The 21,046-nt window shown below is 35.8% G+C and carries 19 protein-coding genes and 1 tRNA gene; 14 read left to right on the top strand and 6 right to left on the bottom strand.

Annotation, left to right across the window (positions count from 1 at the left end):
• Positions 1-79: 79 nt before the first annotated feature.
• The 3 genes from ACU8DI_RS02275 to ACU8DI_RS02265 all read right to left on the bottom strand — a co-directional run bounded on the left by ACU8DI_RS02275 (position 80) and on the right by ACU8DI_RS02265 (position 1,941).
• Entirely contained in the window at positions 80-799 is a 720-nt protein-coding gene (locus ACU8DI_RS02275) for a tRNA1(Val) (adenine(37)-N6)-methyltransferase (RefSeq protein WP_447111111.1), read from the bottom strand.
• A complete protein-coding gene (rimM, locus tag ACU8DI_RS02270) occupies positions 792-1,322 on the bottom strand; it encodes a ribosome maturation factor RimM (RefSeq protein ID WP_447111110.1) in 531 nt (176 codons plus the stop codon). The genes ACU8DI_RS02275 and rimM overlap by 8 nt, the downstream gene beginning before the upstream one ends.
• Before the next feature lie 97 nt (positions 1,323-1,419).
• Positions 1,420-1,941 carry a 30S ribosomal protein S16 gene (locus tag ACU8DI_RS02265; protein WP_447111109.1) on the bottom strand — a complete coding sequence of 174 codons (522 nt, stop codon included), beginning with the start codon at positions 1,939-1,941 and terminating at the stop codon, positions 1,420-1,422.
• A gap of 192 nt (positions 1,942-2,133) precedes the next feature.
• Here ACU8DI_RS02265 and ACU8DI_RS02260 point away from each other — a divergent pair, with 192 nt between their 5' ends.
• From ACU8DI_RS02260 to ACU8DI_RS02215, 10 genes are all read left to right on the top strand, one after another.
• A complete protein-coding gene (locus tag ACU8DI_RS02260; protein WP_447111108.1) occupies positions 2,134-3,417 on the top strand; it encodes a DUF6252 family protein in 1,284 nt (427 codons plus the stop codon).
• 189 nt (positions 3,418-3,606) lie between these two features.
• Positions 3,607-4,056, top strand: a complete 450-nt coding sequence (locus tag ACU8DI_RS02255; RefSeq protein WP_447111107.1) for a ferritin-like domain-containing protein — start codon at positions 3,607-3,609, stop codon at positions 4,054-4,056.
• 159 nt (positions 4,057-4,215) lie between these two features.
• Complete coding sequence (gene dnaE / locus ACU8DI_RS02250) at positions 4,216-8,601, top strand: DNA polymerase III subunit alpha (RefSeq protein WP_447111106.1); 4,386 nt, start codon at positions 4,216-4,218, stop codon at positions 8,599-8,601.
• Between the two features lie 222 nt (positions 8,602-8,823).
• Positions 8,824-9,147: a thioredoxin gene (trxA, locus tag ACU8DI_RS02245; RefSeq protein ID WP_447111561.1), complete on the top strand. Its 324-nt coding sequence runs from the start codon at positions 8,824-8,826 to the stop codon at positions 9,145-9,147.
• 84 nt (positions 9,148-9,231) lie between these two features.
• A complete protein-coding gene (locus tag ACU8DI_RS02240; RefSeq protein ID WP_447111105.1) occupies positions 9,232-9,777 on the top strand; it encodes a ClpP family protease in 546 nt (181 codons plus the stop codon).
• Between the two features lie 4 nt (positions 9,778-9,781).
• Positions 9,782-10,711, top strand: a complete 930-nt coding sequence (locus tag ACU8DI_RS02235; RefSeq protein WP_447111104.1) for a DUF58 domain-containing protein — start codon at positions 9,782-9,784, stop codon at positions 10,709-10,711.
• A 75-nt stretch (positions 10,712-10,786) separates the two neighbouring features.
• Positions 10,787-10,860 (top strand) — tRNA-Asp (locus tag ACU8DI_RS02230).
• Between the two features lie 513 nt (positions 10,861-11,373).
• Positions 11,374-11,544 (top strand): hypothetical protein, encoded by a 171-nt coding sequence (locus ACU8DI_RS02225; protein ID WP_447111103.1) that lies wholly within the window; start codon positions 11,374-11,376, stop codon positions 11,542-11,544.
• A 113-nt stretch (positions 11,545-11,657) separates the two neighbouring features.
• Positions 11,658-13,682: a tetratricopeptide repeat protein gene (locus tag ACU8DI_RS02220; RefSeq protein WP_447111102.1), complete on the top strand. Its 2,025-nt coding sequence runs from the start codon at positions 11,658-11,660 to the stop codon at positions 13,680-13,682.
• 5 nt (positions 13,683-13,687) lie between these two features.
• Positions 13,688-14,356 (top strand): response regulator, encoded by a 669-nt coding sequence (locus tag ACU8DI_RS02215; protein WP_447111101.1) that lies wholly within the window; start codon positions 13,688-13,690, stop codon positions 14,354-14,356.
• A 249-nt stretch (positions 14,357-14,605) separates the two neighbouring features.
• Here ACU8DI_RS02215 and ACU8DI_RS02210 read toward each other — a convergent pair whose 3' ends face one another.
• Positions 14,606-15,103, bottom strand: coding sequence for a DUF456 domain-containing protein (locus tag ACU8DI_RS02210; RefSeq protein ID WP_447111100.1), 498 nt, complete (start codon positions 15,101-15,103; stop codon positions 14,606-14,608).
• Between the two features lie 274 nt (positions 15,104-15,377).
• On the opposite strand from ACU8DI_RS02210, the gene ACU8DI_RS02205 reads away from it, so the two are divergent.
• Genes ACU8DI_RS02205 through ACU8DI_RS02190 form a run of 4 tightly spaced genes read left to right on the top strand, consistent with a single transcriptional unit; the run spans position 15,378 to position 19,395 of the window.
• Entirely contained in the window at positions 15,378-15,740 is a 363-nt protein-coding gene (locus tag ACU8DI_RS02205; protein ID WP_447111099.1) for a BlaI/MecI/CopY family transcriptional regulator, read from the top strand.
• Between the two features lie 3 nt (positions 15,741-15,743).
• Positions 15,744-17,738, top strand: a complete 1,995-nt coding sequence (locus tag ACU8DI_RS02200) for an energy transducer TonB (protein WP_447111098.1) — start codon at positions 15,744-15,746, stop codon at positions 17,736-17,738.
• Positions 17,738-18,868, top strand: a complete 1,131-nt coding sequence (locus ACU8DI_RS02195; RefSeq protein ID WP_447111097.1) for a tetratricopeptide repeat protein — start codon at positions 17,738-17,740, stop codon at positions 18,866-18,868. Before ACU8DI_RS02200 ends, ACU8DI_RS02195 begins: the two co-directional genes overlap by 1 nt.
• A 50-nt stretch (positions 18,869-18,918) precedes the next feature.
• Complete coding sequence (locus ACU8DI_RS02190) at positions 18,919-19,395, top strand: hypothetical protein (RefSeq protein ID WP_447111096.1); 477 nt, start codon at positions 18,919-18,921, stop codon at positions 19,393-19,395.
• Here ACU8DI_RS02190 and ACU8DI_RS02185 read toward each other — a convergent pair.
• Both ACU8DI_RS02185 and ACU8DI_RS02180 read right to left on the bottom strand, forming a co-directional pair.
• A complete protein-coding gene (locus tag ACU8DI_RS02185; protein WP_447111095.1) occupies positions 19,392-20,129 on the bottom strand; it encodes a Bax inhibitor-1/YccA family protein in 738 nt (245 codons plus the stop codon). The two genes, ACU8DI_RS02190 and ACU8DI_RS02185, sit on opposite strands and share 4 nt — an antisense overlap.
• A 3-nt stretch (positions 20,130-20,132) precedes the next feature.
• Positions 20,133-21,005, bottom strand: a complete 873-nt coding sequence (locus tag ACU8DI_RS02180) for a hypothetical protein (protein WP_447111094.1) — start codon at positions 21,003-21,005, stop codon at positions 20,133-20,135.
• Between the last annotated feature and the right edge of the window lie 41 nt (positions 21,006-21,046).

Genomic DNA, 21,046 nt, shown 5'->3' with positions numbered 1-21,046 from the left:
TACCATTTGTTTTATCAGGTATTGAGGTCTTATTTTTGTTTGATAGCAAAAGTAACGAAAACGTTTTCACTTAACAATATTAATGTGACATTTTCAAGTAAAAATCCTGAGTCAATTTGATATATTCTTCGGTGTATTTATGGCGTTCTGTCTCTATGATGAGTTCGTTAAATTCTACGTTTCTTTTGGAGAAAGAAAGCCTTATTAAGCTTCGTTTTACAGGAGTAGCCTCTCGTCCTTTTACATGAGTGATATGGGATGGGTAAAGCCCTAAAGTTTCAGCTTGCTCAAGAAATTTTTGTTCTTCTGAAAAGGGAATAATTACCGAAAATTGTCCGCTTTCAGAAAGCAAAGTAGCAGCACTTTTGAGAAGATGTTCAAAGGGCATGGCATCTTGAAACCTCGCTAAATCTCTCTGAAGGTTTTGGGTTTTGTAGTCTTCAGCATAAAAAGGCGGATTACAAATAATTAAATCGTATCGGTCTTCAATTTCTTCAGTAAATTCTTCTAATGAAGCGTGGTAACAAAATAAGCAATCACCCCAAGGAGATTGCTCAAAATTATCGACACATTGGGCGTGCGCATTGTCATCAATTTCTAGGGCGTCAATGACTTGAGCCTGACTTCGTTGCGCCATCATTAATGCGAGAATACCAGTGCCTGCACCAATATCTAATATGGAATTTGGTTGATGCTCAATGGAAGTCCAAGCTCCGAGGAGAACACCATCTGTTCCAATTTTCATGGCACAGTCATTTTGGTGAACCGAGAATTGTTTGAATTTAAACGGTTTAGTCATTTAAATAGAGGTCTATCAATCCTGTTGGCGTGTTTACGTAGATGATTTTGTTCGGTTTGTCTAATTTGGTAATAAACTCATCATTCATAGGTATTAAAATTTCAATACCGTCACGATCAATTTCGAATAATGATTGTGCGGTAGAATCGTTGACAGACTTAATGATACCTACATGACCAAAATTCGTATCCTCAACTTTAAAGCCGATGATTTCATGAAAATAAAATTTATCATCTTCAAGTTTAGGCAGAAATTCTAACGGCAGATAAAGATCGCTTTTCAAAAGTGAATCTGCATCGGCTTCAGTATCTACATCCTCAAACTTAACTCGTAATAATTCTGATTTATGTAACTGGGATGATTCAATAAAAAAGGGAACTAGGTTGTTGCGAACTTCAACAAATACCGAATTCATAGCTTCATAAAGCTCTGGTTCATCCGTATCTAACTTGATGAGTAGTTCGCCTTTAAAACTATATTTTTTAACGATTTTGCCTAAATAAAAACAGTCTTTTTTATCCATTGTTTTAAGCTAAGGTATTAGTTTTGAATTACAGTAGATATCAAATAAAAAACTCCGATACAAGCGTATCGGAGTTTAAAAGTATAAAAAATAATTTCTATTCTTCTTCGTTTGAAGCTGTTACTTCACCTTCAGTTTGCGCTTCCGCGTCTTCAGTAGCTTCTTCAACTTCAGGAGTAGCCGCAGCAATTCTAGCTTCGTTTACTGCTTTTTCAGCTGCAAGTGCTTCAGCTTTTGCTTTCGCTTGAGCTTCAGAAAGACCATCTGCTTTCGCTTGTACTTTTGCTGCCTTTTCTTCCAACCAAGCATTGAATTTAGATTCTGCTTGTTCTTCAGTTAAAGCTCCTTTCTTAACACCTCCTGCTAAGTGGTTTTTCAACATCGCACCTTTGTAAGATAAGATAGCTCTGGCCGTATCAGTAGGCTGTGCACCATTCTGTAACCATTGTACAGCACCATCAACATTTAATTCAACTGTTGCTGGGTTTGTATTTGGATTGTAAGCACCTAATTTTTCTAAGTATTTACCATCTCTTTTTGCTCGTGCATCTGCTGCTACGATCCAGTAGTAAGGTTTCCCTTTTTTACCGTGTCTTTGTAATCTAATTTTTACAGGCATATTTGTAATTAATTTGTGAGGTTCTCGACCTCTATTATTAATGAGGGTGCAAAGATAATACAATTATTTAATTTTGAACATTTTATTTGAAATTAAGTAATATTGAAATTTTATTATACTTTTGGGAGTTATTAAACGTTATGTTAAACCAAAAATACTTTAGTGACTCACTGAAGGACGAAAAATAAAGCAATGAAAAGACTAATACTTCTTTTTTTAACCGTATTGACTTTAGTAAGCTGTGGTGATGAGGTTGAGTTTAGCTCGCCTGGTTTCCAAGGAAATAGAGAGTATGGTTTATGGCGAGCAGAATTTACAAATGCCGCTATTGATGCCAATGGATTTTTGACTATCACAGCTGGTAATAATGTGGAAACAGTGACACTGAAAGTGCCTTCGGTTGCCGTGGGAACATACATCGTAGGTGACTGGGGAACTATGGAAGCTAGATATGTAGATGCCAATGGTACTGTTTATACCACAAATAATAGACCAGATGAAGACGTGTCTATTTATCCAGAATATGGTTTCGTAAAAATTGAAGAAATAAATAATAACACATTTACCGGAACTTTCGAGTTCTTAGCCTTTGATGACTCTGGTTTGAATTCTATTGGCTACAACGAAGGCGTGTTTTACCAAGTGCCTTTAATCTCTGGAAGCATACCAGCCGTAGTGATTACTTGTGATGATACCGAAGCTGTGTCCATTGAGGCTAGAGCTGCATACATTGCATCATATGACACAACGGGTTACATTAATAGAGAAGCATATGAAGCAGCGTGTAACGCTTACAGAGAAGCATTGATTGTACAACGCGATTATTGTGGTGATATTAGTGGAGAACTAACGCAACTCATAGGTGAGCTTAATGTATGTAACTTCAGATGTTCGTTTGCCACGCAAAATAGAACGCTGGCTCAGACGGAATTTGAGGATGCTACCATCAGTAATTATGTTGCAGCTTGTGACAATTATAGATTTTATCTGGAGCAGCAATTAGAGATTTGTGGTGATGAAGATGGAAGTATACAAGCTGTTTTGGATGAATTAGATTGTAACGATGATGATGCAGATGGTATCCCAAATTATTTTGAAGATTTTAATGGAAATGGGAATTTGGATGACGATGACTTAGACAATGATGGTATCGCTAATTATTTAGATAACGACGACGACGGTGATGGAATATTAACGATTGACGAAGCTCAAGATGTCGATGGAAACCCATTAGATACAGATGGTGATAATGATGTTGATTATCTAGATAATGATGACGATGGTGACGGGTTATTCACACAATTTGAACCAGGTGATACGGATGGTGATGGTACACCAAATTATCTCGATACCGATGACGATGATGACGGATTGTTGACAATCGCTGAAAATGCAGATCCAAATTTAGACGGTGATCCAGCAGATGCCTTGGATACAGATTCAGACGGCTTACCAGATTACTTGGACGATATGTAACATTTCGCAGATGATAAAATATATGAAAAGCAGCCTATGGGCTGCTTTTTTGTTAAATAGCTATAAAGCTTTGTTAAAGATGTTAATTTGTTAGATTTTTCTTACATTTTTCATTATATTGATTATGGTTGATGTGAAACAATATGCATCCTAAAAGAAGATATTGAAATTTAAAAATGTATAGAGATTATGAAGTATTCTGAAAAAATTTCAAATAAATTAAATGAATTATTAATCAAGAACTATGATGCCGAAAAAGGGTATTTAAATGCTATAGATCACGTAGAGAGTGATAAGCTAAAAATGTTTTTTAAGCGTCGTGCATCTGAGCGAAGCCAATTTGCAAAAGAATTGCGAACAGAAATTCTGCAATACGGTGAAGCTCCTGAAGATTCAGGAAGTTTTAAAGCAACCATGCATCGCAATTGGATGAGTCTAAAATCTATGTTTTCCTCAAATAATGAAGAAGCCATTATCGAAGAGACGATTAAAGGCGAGGAAGCAAGTTTAGAAGAGTACAATGAGTTACTTAAAGAAAGAGATTTGCCGCCAAGTATTGATTCTTTACTAATTAAACATAAAAATGCTATTCAATCGGCTATTAATACCGAAAAAGTACACGAAGAACTTGTGTCCTAAAAAAGCGCATATACTAAATATCAAGTCAGCTGGTAACAGCTGACTTTTTTTGTTTAAAACTGTTCATAACTTCATTTTAAAAAAGAAGAGTTTCTCCTTAATTTTATGGACTTACTTTTGAAAGTTTTCTTCAAAGGCAGACCTCTAATTAATGTCCATATGTATTTAATCTTTGATACCGAAACCACAGGATTACCGAAACGCTGGGATGCACCAATAACAGATGTTGACAATTGGCCTAGATGTATTCAAATTGCTTGGCAATTGCATGATGCTATGGGGAATTGTATCGATCATCAAGACTATCTCGTGCAACCAGAAGGGTTTAACATCCCATATGACGCTGAAAAAATCCATGGGATTTCAACGGAGCTTGCTCTCGAACAAGGTATACCGCTAATAGAGGTTCTTGAAAAATTCAATAGTGCTTTATCAAAAACCAAATTTGTTGTTGGACAAAACTTAGGATTCGATTTGAATATTATGGGTGCTGAGTTTGTTCGTGAAGACATGGCTAATAATCTTCAAGAGCTACCGGTTTTAGATACTTGTACCGAACATACGGCTGAACTCTGTCAACTTCCAGGAGGTCGTGGAGGTAAGTTCAAATTACCAACACTAACAGAACTACATCAACATTTGTTCGACCAACCATTTGCTGAAGCTCATAATGCTACCGCTGATGTTGAGGCTACGACTCGCTGTTTTTTGGAATTAATTCGCTTGCGAGAATACACCAAGGAAGAATTGGATGTACAACCTGATTATTTTGAACAATTTAATCAAGAGAATCCAAAACCTATTCAGCTCATTGGGTTGAAGCATATCAATCTGAAGAAAGCGAGTGCTAAAATTAATGAGCGACTCCAAAAACAACAGAGTGACGATATTTCCGAAGCAGAAATTCAAGAGAATATTTCTGATTTAGCTGAGGTTGATTTTGTTCATTTACATAACCACTCCCAATTTTCCGTACTGCAATCTACCCTAAGTGTTCAGGACTTAGTAAATGTAGCTGCTGAACAGCAAATGCCAGCCGTAGCGTTAACAGATCATGCCAATATGATGGGAGCATTTCACTTTGTGAAAGCCGTAGGTAATTACAATAAATCCGTTCAAGCAAAAATTGCAGAAGCGAAAGCGCAAGGCGAAGTCACCACTCTAAAAGAAATTAAACCGATTATAGGTTGTGAGTTTTTTGTGTGTGAAGATCATCAAGATAAAACCAGAAAAGACAATGGTTACCAAATTGTCTTATTAGCCAAAAACAAAAACGGCTATCACAATCTAGCAAAGTTATCCTCGCACGCTTTCGTAGATGGATTTTACTATTTGCCTAGAATTGATAAAGCTCTAATTGAACAATACCGTGAAGATCTTATTTGCCTCACAGGTAATCTCTACGGAGAGGTTCCAAGTAAAGTATTAAATGTTGGTGAAAATCAAGCAGAAGAAGCCTTGCTTTGGTGGAAATCCGTTTTTAAAGACGATTTGTACATCGAATTAATGCGTCATAATCAAGAAGACGAAAATCGAGTCAATCCTGTTTTAATTGATTTTTCTAAAAAGCATCAGGTCAAACTGGTAGCAACTAATAATACGTACTACGGGAAACAGGAAGATGCCAATGCTCACGATATTCTCTTATGTGTTAAGGATGGAGAAAAGCAAGCCACACCCATAGGTCGTGGAAGAGGCTATCGTTATGGATTGCCAAACCAAGAATATTATTTTAAATCCTCAGAGGAGATGAAAGCCCTTTTTAGGGATGTTCCTGAGGCGATTTTAAATATACAGGAAGTCGTAGACAAAGTTGAAGCCTACGAATTGGCTCGAGATGTCCTGTTACCTGCGTTTGATATTCCAGACAAATTTAAAGATGATGCTGATTTGGCTGATGGTGGCAAACGAGGTGAAAATGCCTATTTAAGACACCTCACCTATGAAGGTGCTAAAAAACGGTATGGTGAACTTACAGACGAGATAACAGAACGTCTTGATTTTGAATTAAGCGTTATTGAGAATACAGGATATCCAGGCTACTTTTTGATTGTAGAGGATTTTATCCGTGAAGCACGAAATATGGATGTGTCGGTTGGTCCAGGTCGTGGTTCTGCGGCTGGGTCTGTAGTGGCTTATTGCCTTTGGATTACCAATATAGATCCTTTGAAATACGATTTGCTTTTTGAGCGTTTCCTTAATCCGGATCGTATCAGTATGCCAGATATCGATATCGATTTTGATGATGAAGGTCGAAGTCGTGTCATGGATTATGTGATAGAAAAGTACGGTGCAAATCAGGTAGCTCAGATAATTACATACGGAACCATGGCAGCCAAGTCGTCTATTCGCGATACTGCTAGAGTTTTAGATTTGCCATTGTTTGATGCCGATCGTATCGCCAAATTGATTCCAACCATGTCCAAATTAAACAAGATTTTTGGTTTGGACGAAAAGGAATTGAGTAAGAAATTTAGAGCTGAAGATTTAGAGAAAGTCAATCAGTTACTACAAATTGCTGATGGCAAAGATTTAGAGTCTGAAACCGTCAATTTAGCCAGAACTCTCGAAGGTTCGGTAAGAAACACGGGAATTCACGCCTGTGGTGTGATCATCACACCAGACGATATTACAAAGTTTGTTCCAGTCGCTACAGCCAAGGATTCAGATTTGTATGTCACCCAATTTGATAACTCTGTCGTTGAAGATGCCGGATTATTAAAAATGGATTTTCTCGGTTTGAAAACCTTGACTTTGATAAAGGATACCGTTAAAATCGTAAAAGCGAAGCACGACGTATTATTAGATCCAGAGAGTTTCCCTTTGGATGATGAAAAGACCTATGCGCTCTTCCAAAGAGGAGAAACAGTTGGTGTATTTCAGTATGAATCTCCAGGAATGCAAAAACATTTACGAGATTTAAAACCGACAGTTTTTGAGGATTTGATTGCGATGAATGCGTTATACCGACCAGGTCCAATGGAATATATTCCAAGCTTCGTAAGACGGAAGCATGGTGAAGAAGAGATTGATTATGATCTTCCTGCCATGGAGGAGTACCTGCAAGAAACCTATGGTATTACAGTATACCAAGAGCAGGTGATGTTGCTCTCACAGAAATTGGCAGATTTTACCAAAGGTGAAGCCGATGTCCTGCGAAAAGCTATGGGTAAAAAGCAAATAGCCGTTTTGGATAAGATGAAACCTAAGTTTATTGAACAAGCGGTTGCCAATGGTCATGATGCCAAAAAACTTGAAAAAATTTGGAAGGATTGGGAAGCATTTGCGAGTTATGCTTTTAATAAATCACACTCAACTTGCTATGCGTGGATTGCATACCAAACGGCGTATTTAAAGGCGCATTATCCAGCCGAATATATGGCAGCTGTGTTGTCTAATAACATGAACGATATCAAACAAGTCACCTTCTTTATGGAGGAGTGCAAACGTATGCGCTTGGATGTATTGGGACCTGATGTGAACGAATCTTATTATAAGTTTTCTGTAAATCAAGATGGTGCTGTGCGATTCGGAATGGGAGCCATAAAAGGCGTTGGTCATGGAGCTGTCAAAACCATTGTAGAGAATCGAAAAAAGGATGGACCTTATAAATCCATCTTTGATATGGCCAAACGTATTGATTTGCGTGCTGCTAATAAAAAAGCGTTTGAGAACTTAGCCTTAGCAGGTGGTTTTGATGGTTTTGGAGACACCCATAGAGCACAATATTTTCATGATGAAGGTGATGGAATCACCTTCTTAGAAAAAGCGATTAAATATGGTGCTAAGCATCAGGAGAATGAGAATTCAGCACAAGTCAGTCTCTTTGGAGCGGCAAGTGATGTACAGATTGCTGAACCTGTGGTGCCTCCTTGTGAGGAATGGGGAACTATGGAGAAATTAGCCCAAGAAAAAGAGGTGGTAGGTGTGTATATATCGGGACATCCCTTAGACGACTTTAAGGTGGAAATGAAAACCTTTTGCAATGGCACCTTGGCCTTGTTTAATGACATGGAACAATATGTGAACCGAGAGATTACCTTTGGTGGTGTTGTGACTGATGTGCAACACCGTGTGAGCAAACAAGGAAAAGGCTGGGCGATATTTACCGTGGAAGATTATACGGACAGTTATGACTTTAGAATATTTGGTGAAGAATACTTAAAATTTAGGCATTTCTTGGTGAAGAATAGTTTTGTTTATGTTCGATCATTTATACGGGAAGGATGGGTGAATCGAGATACCGGTAAAAAGGGAGATCCGAGGTTGCAGTTTAACAATTTTCAACTGTTGCACGATGTCATGGATACTTATGCTAAGAAGTTATCGATTCAATTAAATATTCGGGATTTAAAAACGGAACGGATTTCAGAATTAAAAACCTTGTTTCACAATTACAGAGGTGAGAAAGCCTTAAATTTTGTCATTTATGACAACGCTGAAAAAATCAAACTGAACATGCCGAGTAGAAAGCAAAAAGTAGCCATATCACAGGAACTACTGAATGCATTGGATATGAAAGATGTGTTGTATAAATTAAACTAGTGGACTTTGCACAAAGGATGGAGCCACTGTTGAAGCTCCTCTTTTGAGAGAGCGACTGGCGAGAGCCTGACCCTATGGTGTTGAAACACCATGGGATGTGCCATAACGACAGCATATAAAGGCTCAATAAGCCTATAATCAAAACAAATACAGAGGATGTAAGGTTTGGCAAAATTTTTGACTAATTTTGTGTATTAAAACGAAGTTAAACATATAGATAATATAATTATGGCATTAGAAATAACAGATGCAACGTTTGAAGAAACAGTATTAAAGAGCGATAAACCAGTGATGGTGGATTTTTGGGCTGCTTGGTGTGGACCTTGTCGTATGGTTGGACCAATCATTGATGAAATAAGTACAGAATATGACGGTAAAGCCGTTGTAGGAAAAGTGGATGTAGATGCCAATCAAGAATTCGCTGCGAAGTATGGTGTGAGAAATATCCCTACAGTTTTAGTATTCCAAAATGGTGAAGTTGTAGGTCGTCAAGTAGGTGTAGCTCCTAAAAACGCGTACACAGACGCTATCGATTCTTTATTATAAGATATATTCTAAAAGAAATGATAAAAGGTTTGCCGTTATGGTAAACCTTTTTTTATTTTTAACTAAAATTTAGACAACATACCTATGAGTAAGCAAGCAAAAACGCAGGACTTAATTGATAGTAAATTACTAGAGGAACGCAAAGTGTTTCTTTGGGGACAAGTGGATGATAAATCTGCGAAACACGTTATTGACCGATTGATGTATCTCGATTCTTTGGAAACAAAAGATATTCAACTTTTTATTAATAGTCCAGGAGGTTATGTGACCTCTGGGTTTGCCATTTATGATTGTATCACATCTTTGAAAAGTGATGTCTCTACGATTTGTACAGGGTTGGCTGCTTCAATGGGCTCAATTTTATTATCTGTGGGTACCAAAGGGAAACGTTTTATCCAGCCACATGCTAGAGTGATGATTCATCAGCCTAGTGGAGGTGCTCGTGGACAAGCTAGTGATATTGAAATTACAGCACAGGAAATTTTAAAGACCAAAGAACTTAGTGCCCAAATATTAGCAGATAATTGTGGACAGGATTATGATAAGGTGATGAAGGATTTTAATCGTGATCATTGGATGGATGCAGAAGAATCTGTGTCTTATGGAATTGTTGATGCCTTGTTAAAATAGCACTATGAATTTACAGGCAGAACTCAATAAAGCAGGTGGCTTTAAAAACCTTGAATTATTAGCCAAGCAAGTGGTTGAAGGTTTTATAGCTGGCATGCATAAAAGTCCTTTTCACGGGTTTTCTGCCGAGTTTGCTGAACACAAAATTTATAATCAAGGGGAAAGTACGAGACATATCGATTGGAAGTTATATGCCAAGACCGATAAGCTATATACCAAGCGTTACGATGATGAAACGAATTTAAGATGTCATCTTATAGTTGATAACAGTAGCTCTATGCATTATCCTGAAATCAATAATTTGAGCATTGGCAATTTAAATAAAATAGGTTTTTCTGCCTTAGCATCTGCTTCACTGATGCATATCCTTAAAAAGCAACGTGATGCGGTTGGTCTTAGTATTTATAGTGATGCTTATGATTATTATGCACCTGAAAAGGGCAGTGAACGTCATCATCAGATGTTGCTGAATCAATTGAGTCAGACAGTGGTTTCAAAACCTTTGAACAAAACTACAGAGACGTATACATACCTGCATCAAATTGCTGAGAATATCCATAGGCGCTCGTTGATTTTCTTCTTTACAGACATGTTTCAAACATCTACAGATGAGGTACAATTATTTGAGGCGCTACGTCACTTAAAGTACAACAAGCATGAAGTCGTCTTATTTCATGTGATCGATAAATCCAAGGAATTAAACTTTGATTTTGACAATGCACCAAAGCGCTTTGTAGATGTAGAAACTAATGAGTTTATCAATCTTTATCCAGACACTGTAAAAGAAGGGTATGAAAGTGCTGTAGAGACCTATTTTAAGAGCATACGATTGAAGTGTGGTCAATATCAGATCAAATACGTAGAGGCAGACATTCATCAATCTTTTGATAAAATTTTGACGACCTATTTGGTAGAGCGTCAAAAGTTTATTTAATTTTTGTCAAAATTCTTTATAAAATGTTTGTGTTATAAAAAATGCAGTGTATATTTGCAACCGCAATAATGCAACGGTCTGGTAGTTCAGTTGGTTAGAATGTCGCCCTGTCACGGCGAAGGTCGCGGGTTCGAGTCCCGTCCAGACCGCAAAAAAATTGCAAAACTAAAGCTCTAAGAAATTGGAGCTTTTTTTAGCAATAACGATTAGTTGTGTTGTTCTAGGAGTCATCCTAGAGTTGTGAGAAACTCAATGTTGTTGAGTTCTTACCGATGAGAAGCTTTCCTTTTTTTGAGCAATCAAAAATCGGGATGCTTTTTTGTTTAGAGGTAATAATCAAGCAGTTATTAACAAGTAACTAACAATTTTTGGACGAAAACACGTATTTCGTCGATATAAAAATACATTTTATCGGATTTATTTTTGTTTATCTATTAAAATGTGCTATGTTTGAAGTCCTTCATAAGCCCCTAACATCACTTATCAAGGAAATTTTATTAATCCATTCATGTTTAAATGCCTTTTAGGTATTTAAGTTTCCCTCAATTTTATAGGCATTTTATGCTTTATAGTTAATAATCCATTCATCCCTCGAATTGGCATTTTTAATGCTGTTTGTTATTAACATAATTGAAACTATATAATCCCTAAAAACGAAAAACATGAAGACCCTGAAAATTACTTTTTTACTACTAGCTGTATTATTATTAACGGTATCTGGACAAAGCAGTGACTCTGTTGTGGATACTGATAAACCAGTTTACAAGGAGTACCACCAGAAAGATTTATTAGCATTAGATAAAAAGAAGTTGAAATTAGAATCTCAAGGTTAATATCCGCTTTAAAAACTTTTCATTTAAAGTCCTTGCCTATGGTAAGGACTTTTTTTTTATTCTGCTATAAATTCATTTAATTTACTCTATTTTTGAAATAAACGTATTTCATTTTGTTAAGAGTCCTTTTACTTTTAATTGTATTCATTTTCCTAAGTGCTACTTCAATTGCTGCACAAAACAAGACATTAGACTCTATTGATCTGCTAATCGAGCAATCTAAAAATGAAGAAGAACCTCTTGATGTACGCTTAAATTATGCGTTGAAATCCTCAGAACTAGCACAAAGCTACGGTGTGGATTCTATGATACTTAAAGCTCACAGAAATCTATCAATGATGTATTTTCTCTCTGAGAATTATGATGAATATGTAAGAATCAACAGATCAAACTATGAATTAGCTCAGAGGTTAAGAGATTCATCCGCTATTACGGTCGCAGGTTCCAATTTAGGCTCTTTTTATAGATATTTACAAAAGAACGATAGCTCCTATTATTTTTATTCAAAAGCACTTCAATTTTATCCCAAAAATGAAGTCTCCGAGGCCAAAGGTACGGCATTGCTTTATCTCGCAGATATTCAACAAATTGAAAAAATATATGCAGGAGCGGAGGAAACTGCAATAAAATCTATTTTGATACTGAGTAGTTTGCCGAAAACGCAAAACAGACTCGACAAACTATGGAATGCCTATAATTTAATGGGTATTATTTCGAGAGAATTAGGTAATTATGAGAAATCAATTGAGTATTACGAGAAATCTAATGAATATGCTAAGCAAATAGATGATGGATTCCTAAATGAAGTATATTCTATAAATAATACGGCGTATGTCTACCGTCAAATGGGAAATTTTGATAAAGCTATAGAACTCTATGAAAGTTTGCTGCCCTTACGACCTAAGTACGAAGAGCTTGATCCGACCTTCTATCCAGGAATCATTGATAATATTGCCGATACCCAATTGGAATCTGGGACATACGATTTTGAATTGGTGAAGAGTAAATTTAATGAATCTTACTCAAGAGCCATAGAATTGGAGGATGACGTACTGCAAATGAACATTGCTTTTGATCTCGCAAAGTTATATAAGGAAACTGGAGAAACAGATTCGATAGTTAAATATGCTAATGAAGCATTATCCATTTCTTCAACGATTTCAGATAACGAGTTGAGACAAGCCGCATTACTAATTTTAGCCGATGTAAGTGAGGGCGAAAAAGGCAAAAAATACTTGAAAGAGCATATCAGGTTGACTGATAGTTTAATGAAAGTTAACTTAAATGTTAGAAATAAGTTTGCGAGAATTGAATTTGAAACGGATAAGATAGAGGAAGAAAATAGAAGGATTTCAGAACAGCGAATGTGGCTCATGATTATTTCCGCAGGCTTGTTATTAACGTTATTTCTCCTGTATATTATTATTACTCAACGCGCCAAGAACAAGGAATTAAAATTCGAAAAGGAACAACAAAAAGCCAACGAGGAGATTTATAACTTGATGCTTTCACAACAAGATAAAGTAGACGAGGCACGTGCCAATGAAAAGAAGCGCATTTCAGAGGAATTACACGATGGTGTCTTGGGCAGACTTTTTGGTACGAGATTGAGTTTGGATAGTTTGAATTTTTCGGAAGGTAAAGATGCTATTACTAACAGAGCGTCCTATATTCAGGAGTTAAAAACCATTGAAAATGATATACGGAAAATCTCACATGATTTAAATACAGATTTTGTTTCTGGCTCCGGATTTATGGATATTGTTTCAGAACTGATTGACAAGCAGACTCAAGCGTATCAACTCAAATCATCATTCGAATATACCGATGACATTAATTGGGAAATGGTACCCAATAAGACCAAGATTAATATTTATAGAATTATACAGGAATCACTTCAGAATATCTACAAACATGCCAATGCTAACCAGGTAAAAATTAGTATTCAATTAAAAAATAATGTAATTTGCTTGTTGATTATAGATAATGGTGATGGTTTTGATGTCAACAAAAGTAAAAAAGGTATCGGAATCAAAAACATTAACTCAAGAGTAAATGAGGTTGAAGGGACAGCCGAGTTTATCTCATCAATACAACAAGGGACTGAGGTTAAAATTACGATACCTTACAAAAATTAGACATCATGCAACACATTCATATATTGATGGTGGATGACCATCCAATCATTATTGAAGGTTACCAAAACACATTAATGGCCACAAAGAAAGAGGATCAAACTTTAGTCATCGATACGGCTAATACTTGTGACGCTGCTAATCTTTTAATGCAAAAGGCCGCAAAAGAACGACCTTATGATGTGTGTTTTTTTGATATCAGTTTACCAGCATCTGAAGACGGTAAGATCACCTCAGGTGAGGACTTAGCTAAAATTTCACGGACTATCATGCCAAATGCTAAAGTCATCATTTTGACCATGTTTAATGAATCTTACAGGATTCACAGTATCGTGAAGGAGATTAATCCAGATGGTTTCTTAATAAAGAGTGATCTTACGTCTAGCGAACTGGCAGAAGCGTTCCATCACATTTTAATAGATCCACCATATTACAGTAGTACCGTGAGTAATTTTTTGAATAAATCGGTGGTTAATGAAATTTATGTCGATGAAATCAATAGAAAAATACTTCATTTATTATCTCAGGGGATCAAAACACGAAGCTTAACAGAATACATCGATTTATCTATGAGTGCTATCGAAAAGCGTAAAAAACAACTCAAAATATTGTTCTCAATTAACGATGGAAAGGATGAATCACTCATTATTGAAGCCAGAAAAAAAGGGTTTCTTTAAAAAATCAAAAAAAAATGTATTTTTTTACGGTTTCATTTCCTTCTGAAACCCTTGCTATCATTGATAACTACGGTTTTTCCGCATCAAGTTTACGGTTTTTCCGTAACAAAAAGTAAAAGACAATTTCTATATTTGAATAAGTCAACAAACTTAATTAATCCCTCTAAGTAATTTGTTGAATTAATAGCAAAGAAACAAACCTAACATTTCTCAACAAGTGTTAGGTTTATCTTTTGGTCACATTTTGAATTAGAAGATGACCTCCTGATAATCAAAGAACTTCACAATATAGAATCCTAAGAAAATCATCGCGACCATGAATTTTATAAAGGTAGAAGCGATAAAACCAAGAAAGGATCCAAATGCCGCTTTTAAAGCTTTATCAAATTCAGACTTATTAATTAATTCGCCAATAAGTGCTCCAAAAAAGGGTCCGATAATGATACCACCTGGAATGGGAGATAGTAACCCTACGATTAAGCCTATTGATGTCCCGATCATACCAGCTTTCGTGCCACCAAATCGCTTGGTGCCCATAGCTGGAATAATATAATCGAGAATCCATATACCCAAGGCAACAATGAAGGTGATAATGAGAAATGTCCAATTCATAGGGATAGCCTTGGCTAAATGAAATATGAGAAGACCTACCCAACTTGTCAAAGGACCAGGTAAGACAGGCAGAAAACTTCCAATAATGCCAAGGATCATGAAAATTCCTGCTAAAACAACTAAAAATATATCCATATAATAAATTTCAAACGTTAATGATTAGACGATAAATAACCCTTTATGTTACACTTATGAACTAAAAATTTAGTTGTAACTAAAAATTTAGTTATATTTGTGATAGAAAAACTATTTTGATTCATTAGAATGTTGTGAAAAAGGGGGTTGTCTTTGTGGTATTTTTAGTGTGCTAAGTGTCCGTAGCACAATCATCACATGCCCCAAACAATTTAGAGTTTATAAGAAATTTAATGCTTTGGTTAACTACCAAAGACTAAAATACAATTAAGTAATGAAGCAACTCACAAAAGCAGAGGAAGAGATTATGCAAATCCTATGGCAATTGGGAAAGGGGAATGTTAAAGATATTATTGCCGAAATAAAGGCGCCCAAACCTGCTTATAATACCGTGTCGACTATTGTTCGCATCTTGGAGAATAAGGGTTTTGTGGATTATGAGAAGCAAGGCAAAGGTCATTTGTATTTTCCCTTAGTAAAAAAGCAAGATTACAGTAACCAAAGCATCAATAATTTGGTTGAAAATTATTTTCAAGGCTCTTTCCAAAGCATGGTATCGTTTTTTGTAAAGAAAAATGATATCGATTTAAAGGATATGGAAACTATTTTAAAAGACATTAACGAATCAAAAACATAGCGTATGTTACATTATATTTTACAGACGATTGCGTTTCAATTAGTGTTTTTGATGATCTATGATTTAGTCCTTAGAAAGGAAACGTTCTTCAACTTAAATAGAGGTTATCTGTTGGTTACGGCTGTACTTTCAGTGGTTATTCCTTTTATAAAAATAGAACAAATAAAATCTGTAGTTTCTAAAGATTTTGTAATCACATTACCAGAAGTTATCATAGGTAATACAACAACACCTATTGATTTGTCACACCCTGAAATCGCCGCTCAAGCTGGACTCCCAATAGAGGAGCCATCAACATCCATTTGGTCTATCATTCTGATCATAGGGATGTGTTTAACAATGGCTGTCTTTTTATTTAAAATGTCAAGAATAGTGTGGTTAACTCTAACTTATAAAAAAAGATGGTTTGGAAATGTATTAATTATAGAATTGCTCAATAGTACTAAGGCATTTTCATTTTTTCACTACATCTTTATGGGAGAAAAACTGAAACCTCAAGAAAGGGCTGTTATCGTCAAGCATGAAATCATTCACGTAAAGGAAAAGCACACCTTAGACTTGCTACTATTCGAAATTTTGAGAATTGTTTTTTGGTTTAATCCTCTAGTCTATATGTATCAAAGTAGAATAGCCTTGCTACATGAATACATCGCTGATGCTAAAGCCATCAAACAACAAAATCCGAAAGATTATTATCAAAACTTGTTGTCTCAGATCTTTGAAACTCAAGAATTCTCTTTCGTAAATCCATTTTTTAAACAGTCATTCATTAAAAAACGAATCCATATGTTAAGTAAATCGAAATCTAAACAAATTCATCTATTAAAATATTTGTTATTCATTCCCATGGTATTTACAATGCTTTTATATACCACATCTTATGCTCAGGAATCTAATAATCAGGTGGATTTAAGTCAGTATAGTTACTCGATGTCATTAGATGACACTCAGATGTCTGAAGCTACCAAGAAAACGCATGAAGCTTATGAAGCATTTTTAAAATCTAATCATGATTACGTGAGCTGGGCGAAATTTGATAGTGCTTCAAAACGTGTCTTTTATTCGGTGCATTCTAAAAATGAAGAACGTCCAGATGGTTTTACGAAACACACGATGCGTTTTGAAGATGGGTCGTATTACGTGACTTATATGAATCTAAGTTCTGTGATCCAGGAAACTATGGAAATTCGAGACCTCAAAGCGTCAGATAGTCAATCGGAAGAAGTACCTTTTGCGATTGTTGATAAATCACCAACTTTCGATTTTTGTGATGCATTAAAAACCAATAAAGAACGCAAAAAGTGTATGACAGAAAATGTAGCCATGCACGTGAACAAAACCTTTAATACTAATCTCGCATCAAGTTTGGGATTAAGTGGTAAACAGCGAATTAATGTGATTTTTAAGGTTGATAAGGAAGGTTTTGTAACAGAAGTAAAATCGAGAGCGCCTCATCCTGCCTTAGAGAAAGAAGCGATTCGGGTGATCAACGAATTACCGCAATTTATTCCTGGTGAACACAAAGGCCAACCCGTAGTCGTTCCTTATAGTTTACCAATTATATTTCAGGTCGCTGACAAGAATAGTCCCTCTAAAAACACAAACAAATTAAAGAAGGACGAAGTGCTTTTTTCAGAATTAGACAAAGCTCCAAGTAATGAAAATTGTGAAAATATTGTTAGCAATGAGGACGCCAAAAAATGCTTTAGAGATTTTGTTTCTAGTTATGTCAATCAAAATTTTAATACCAAATTGGCTCCTAAATTAGGTTTGGAGCACCAATACCGTATTGTTCTTGCTTTTAAAATTAACAAGGAGGGAGCTGTGGTGCAAGCAAAAGCAACGGCAACACATCCTGAATTAGAGACCGAAGCTATAAGAGTTATCAATAGCTTACCAAAATTTACACCAGGTGAGTTAAATGGTGAGCCAGTAACGGTTAATTATTTTCTGCCAATTTTATTTCAAACAGCTCCAGATCAAAAGGATAAGAATTAATGAGATTAGTTGTATTATTTCTGTTTCTTGGCAATGCTTTATTTGCACAATCGTCCATGATTACTAAGGCAGATAGTTTATTTGTCAATGGAAATTTTAGTAAGGCAATTGCCATTTACAAAACACAGACCAATCAAGAAGAGGTGTATCATAAAATGGCACGATCATACGTGGCTATTGGAAATTACGATAAAGCGCTTGAATACTATCAACTAAGCGTCACATCTCAACCTAAAGAAGCACTAGTGCTTTATGAATATGCGAAGCTGTTATCGAAAACCAAAAAATATGATGCCGCTATCGAGGTCTTTAATCAACTCATGAATATCGATTATCGCAATCCGAATTACCATTATGAAATGGGTTTGGCCATGGAGCGGATGAATGATTCTACAGCGTTGAATCGGTTTAGAGCAGCTTACGACTTAGACAATTCGCATCAGAAAGCCATTTTTAAAATAGCCAAGCATTATCTTATCAAAAGGAAGCATGACATCTCTCTAAAATATATAGACCAAGGTTTAGAAAACTATGAGAATAACATGGAACTTATTAGTTTGAAAGCTCAGAACTATAATTATTTGAATGATTATAAAAATGCGCGACTCTGGTTTCAAAAATTACTGGATTTAGGGGAATCCTCAGAGTTTATTCATGAAAAGTTAAGTCTTATTCACGCTGAATTTTCCGATTATGAGTTGGCTATTGAACAACGAAAAAAAGCATTGGCTTTCAATCCTTATGATGCGAATGCCCTGTTCGTTATTGGCACCTATTACAATAGTTTACAAGATTTTGTAAATGCAGAAAAATACATGAAACAAGCCTTGGCTTTGAAAGATGTGCCCTTAGATTTCGAGTACCAAAAATTGGGCATAGTTTTAAATCAACAAAAAAAACACAAAGAGGCCTTAGCAGCTTTTCAAACGTCACTTGATGAGAATTCAGAGAATGTGGGTTCTGCGTTTTTCATGGTAGTAACTAAGGATAAATACTATGCAGACATTGATACCAAAATTCAACTATATCAAGATTTTAAGGAAAAATTCCCAGATAGTTTTTACAGTAAATTTTCGGAACGACGCATTTCTGAACTAAAAGAAGAGAAATTTATGAAGGAAAAGGAGTAAGTTACCGAAATATCTAAAAAAATTGTACTTTTCAGTTTCAGTTGACTTACATGAAACACGTCCTTTCAATAGTTCTATTGCTCAGTTTATGGTCTTGCGATTATTTCGATAAGAAAAAAGTGTATTCTGAAGATATCCTTGCGGAAGAACTTAAAACGTTCAATTGGAATGATGTTGATGAATATCCGTCTTTTCAGTCCTGTGATTCAACCACTGGAAAATCAAATAGAAAGTATTGTTTCGAACAAACCTTACGACAAATTCTCAACCGAAATCTGTCTCAACACCACATTGTGGTTTCAGAAGAAATCACCGATACTATTGCTCTAGAAATCACTATTGATAATCAAGGATCTTTTTTTATCAATACGATCAGGTGTCATGAGTCAACACGAACACAAATCCCACAGTTAGATAGTTTGTTAAGGCGAAGTCTCGATTCGTTACCCAAAATTTATCCAGCTATCAAGCGTAGTCAAGAGGTGGCTACGCAATTCGTTCTACCTGTGATCATAAAATTAGATTAAAATCGAATAGCTAATTTTTGGAGCAGTCTCAAGGTTTCTACATATAACCAAATAAGCGTGGCAAGAAGTCCCCAAGTGGCCAGCCATTCTTTAGATTTGGGAGCCTTATTTTTAAAACGCTCGATAAAGTCAAAATCCAATAATAAAGAAAACGACGCCACAATAGCGGCAATACAGTTAAATACAATGGCTAACCAAGATGTTCCCCAAAGGTAAGGTTTGACACCAAAGAAACTCAGAATCCATGAGATGAGGTAAACTACCATAATACTTACGGCTGATGTGATAATCACACTTCGCAATTTTTTCGTAACCACAATAATCCGTGTCTGATAAAGAACGAGCATTACAAAAAAGGTAATGATAGTAACACCAATTGCCTGATAAGGTAACTCTGGGAAATGTTTATGAGCATAGGATGAAAAGCCGCCTAGAAAACAACCTTTAGCAACGGTGTATAAGGGTACTAAAAATGGTGCCCAATGCTGTCTTACGGAAATGACAATACTGATAATAATAGCTCCCAACATACCACCTATGGTCAACCATCTTACAGGCATGCCATCTTCATTTAATTTCCAAATATAGGCTGTGATTCCTGCAATGACTAAAATACAGAGTATCGATTTAAGCGTAATTCCCAAAACCGACATCGTGTTTGATGATGATTTTGGTCCATCCCAAAAATAGCCTGAGAAAACAGGATTGTTGGTTTTGTAATTAGTGAGTTTCAACTTTTATAAATTAAACTTATAACCAACCGCAAAATCTATCGGGAAGTTGCCTTGATTGTCTAATAGTACAGAAAACAACTCATTGTATGCTAAAGTGATATAGCCATCTTTACCAACTTTTATGTCTGCTCCAACACCAAAAGTTAGTGGGACATCAAAGGCTGTTTCATTAAATTCTTCCGTGACGACACTGCCTTCATTTTCGGTCACTACAGTGGCATTCGAAAAATTCAAGGTGGCAAGCTTTACATTACCGTATAAACTGAAGCCTTCATTATTAATAGCTCGAAATCGATATCCAAGACCCAATTCTGAGGTTGAATATTGTAATTCATCTTGTTCTAAGACATGTCTAAATTGAAGAAAAACCGCATGTCTAGATATTAATTTGACATCTAAAACTTCTAGTTCTGCTCCAAATAGAGGTGTTGTGAGGTTGTCTGGATTAGTGATAAACGGATTATTCGTAATCCCAGCAAAAGCACCTAACCTAAACTGCAGTTTATTTCTAGTAACCGTAGATTCATAGGACGCATCCACAGAACTATTATAAGTATCTATAAATTCTTTAAGGCTGAAAAGGGTCAGATTTAAGCGGTCTGTAGACATACTCGCATTTGTCAATTCATATAAAATAGCCTTATATTCTTCTTGGTATTTACCATCTTTTTTAGTGTTCTTGAGCTCTACAATGGTATTAGATTCCGTTCTTACAAAATAGCGGTAATTGCCATCAATGATATTCCAAAGTAAATCCAATCGACCATCTACTTCATTTTTTAAAACTAATCGTTCTCCATCTACCATAAAGACTTCTTGCGCTTCAGATAAGGTTACGGTTAAAAGAAGGCCAACTAAAATGACAAATTTTTTCATTGCGATATTGGGTTAGAGTTAGGTAAATCTAACAAAAATAA

Source organism: Psychroserpens sp. BH13MA-6 (assembly GCF_052983595.1).
The sequence above is the reverse complement of the archived record's forward strand: the minus strand, read 5'-3'. Positions and strand labels throughout refer to the sequence as shown.

Bases quoted from the DNA above. Each gene is read 5' to 3' on its own strand.
- ACU8DI_RS02275 (WP_447111111.1), bottom strand. From the start codon at position 799: ATGACTAAACCGTTTAAATTCAAACAATTCTCGGTTCACCAAAATGAC.
- rimM (WP_447111110.1), bottom strand. From the start codon at position 1,322: ATGGATAAAAAAGACTGTTTTTATTTAGGCAAAATCGTTAAAAAATAT.
- ACU8DI_RS02265 (WP_447111109.1), bottom strand. From the start codon at position 1,941: ATGCCTGTAAAAATTAGATTACAAAGACACGGTAAAAAAGGGAAACCT.
- ACU8DI_RS02260 (WP_447111108.1), top strand. From the start codon at position 2,134: ATGAAAAGACTAATACTTCTTTTTTTAACCGTATTGACTTTAGTAAGC.
- ACU8DI_RS02255 (WP_447111107.1), top strand. From the start codon at position 3,607: ATGAAGTATTCTGAAAAAATTTCAAATAAATTAAATGAATTATTAATC.
- dnaE (WP_447111106.1), top strand. From the start codon at position 4,216: ATGTATTTAATCTTTGATACCGAAACCACAGGATTACCGAAACGCTGG.
- ACU8DI_RS02240 (WP_447111105.1), top strand. From the start codon at position 9,232: ATGAGTAAGCAAGCAAAAACGCAGGACTTAATTGATAGTAAATTACTA.
- ACU8DI_RS02235 (WP_447111104.1), top strand. From the start codon at position 9,782: ATGAATTTACAGGCAGAACTCAATAAAGCAGGTGGCTTTAAAAACCTT.
- ACU8DI_RS02225 (WP_447111103.1), top strand. From the start codon at position 11,374: ATGAAGACCCTGAAAATTACTTTTTTACTACTAGCTGTATTATTATTA.
- ACU8DI_RS02215 (WP_447111101.1), top strand. From the start codon at position 13,688: ATGCAACACATTCATATATTGATGGTGGATGACCATCCAATCATTATT.
- ACU8DI_RS02210 (WP_447111100.1), bottom strand. From the start codon at position 15,103: ATGGATATATTTTTAGTTGTTTTAGCAGGAATTTTCATGATCCTTGGC.
- ACU8DI_RS02205 (WP_447111099.1), top strand. From the start codon at position 15,378: ATGAAGCAACTCACAAAAGCAGAGGAAGAGATTATGCAAATCCTATGG.
- ACU8DI_RS02200 (WP_447111098.1), top strand. From the start codon at position 15,744: ATGTTACATTATATTTTACAGACGATTGCGTTTCAATTAGTGTTTTTG.
- ACU8DI_RS02195 (WP_447111097.1), top strand. From the start codon at position 17,738: ATGAGATTAGTTGTATTATTTCTGTTTCTTGGCAATGCTTTATTTGCA.
- ACU8DI_RS02190 (WP_447111096.1), top strand. From the start codon at position 18,919: ATGAAACACGTCCTTTCAATAGTTCTATTGCTCAGTTTATGGTCTTGC.
- ACU8DI_RS02180 (WP_447111094.1), bottom strand. From the start codon at position 21,005: ATGAAAAAATTTGTCATTTTAGTTGGCCTTCTTTTAACCGTAACCTTA.